This window comes from Corynebacterium sp. LK31, assembly GCF_014335015.1.
Classification (GTDB): Bacteria; Actinomycetota; Actinomycetes; order Mycobacteriales; family Mycobacteriaceae; genus Corynebacterium; species Corynebacterium jeikeium_D.
This window is the reverse complement of the sequence record NZ_PDGW01000018.1, coordinates 1-1,411: the sequence shown is the minus strand read 5'-3', so window position 1 is coordinate 1,411 and position 1,411 is coordinate 1. Positions and strand designations below refer to the sequence as shown.

General features: G+C 56.5%; 1 protein-coding gene. It reads left to right on the top strand.

Annotation, left to right across the window (positions count from 1 at the left end):
* Nucleotides 1-162: 162 nt before the first annotated feature.
* Nucleotides 163-1,353, top strand: a complete 1,191-nt coding sequence (locus CRD18_RS07425; RefSeq protein WP_162838042.1) for an IS1249 family transposase — start codon at nucleotides 163-165, stop codon at nucleotides 1,351-1,353.
* Nucleotides 1,354-1,411: the final 58 nt, after the last annotated feature.

The following is a 1,411-nucleotide window of genomic DNA, read 5'->3' as shown; positions in this document are numbered from 1 at the left end:
GGGTTAAGTAGCAAAAAGTGTGTCTGACTTTCAGCATTACTGCTGATTAGGCTGGGTAAATCGGGCGGATATAAGCATCAAGACCTTATATCCGCCCGATTAGTGTTCAATCCACCGGAATGGCACCCGCATGTGCTAATCGGGGGTTGGTGTGCTTTCCGGGTGAGTAAAAACAGACCACGATGCCCGATATGCGCTGGGCAAATGAAGAAAAACGGAACCACTTCTAAAGGCACAACCAGGTGGCGATGCAAGGACCCGAACTGCGGCAGTTCCACGACACGAACCCGCACCGACCGCACGCAGACCCGCGACTTTAAAGCCTTCGTCTCTTATGCCACCTCCACAGCAACGTTGTCTGAACTCGCCCAGCAACAAGGGGTAAGCCGTTGGACACTTGACCGCCGATTCAAACCGTTCTGGCTCATCGACATCCCCAACGACGGTGACCCACAGCGCATCTACGACCAGATCTTCATCGACGGTACCTACACCGCCGCCGGATGCTTGCTCGTCGCAGCCAGCCACGACCACGTCATCGCATGGCACTGGACCAAACACGAAACCGCCCACGCCTACACGCAGCTACTCCGCAAAATCGCTGAGCCGCTCTGCGTCGTCCTCGACGGCGGACAAGGCGCACTTACTGCGATTAAAGCCTGCTGGCCGAACGCGATAATCCAACGATGCCTCGTCCATGCGCAACGCGTCATCCGCCGCTACACCACATCACGACCACGCACCGACGCCGGCAAAGCCATCTACGCCCTGGCGTTGAAACTGACCCGTATCACCACACTCGACCAGGCACGGGAGTGGACGCTGCGTCTGCACGACTTCGGACAGGTATTCAAAGCATTCCTCAACGAGAAAACGCCCGTGTCAAAAGAGCGCCGCACACTCAACAACCAGTGGGAATGGACCCATCTGCGAGTTCGCAAGGCATACAACTCCCTGCTGCACCTCTCACGGAAAGGATGGCTGTTTACCTACCTGCAGCCACCACCGAATGCGCTTGAGCCTCAACGCTGGGCTTCAACGACAAACAGTCTGGAAGGCGGCATCAACGCCGGGCTCAAACGCATCGCCGACGCGCATCGCGGCAGGTCCGGGGAACGCCAACGAAAAATGCTCGAGTGGTACCTGCACTCGAAAACGCAACTGCCTGACGACCCATTAAAGATCGCCAGGCAGTGCAATTTCGGCCAAGATCAACTCGCCAAAGTCAACGATCTTGTCGAAGAAGACCACAACAAAGCCGACCATGAAACAGGCCGACCAGCCTTCTACGACAACGCTATCCCAACCGAGTACGAACACTCGATAGGAATCAGAAAAGGCCCCATGAAGTAACAAACGGTGTGCCCGCCCCGCAACACGCCGAGCGGACACACTTTTTGCTACTTAACCC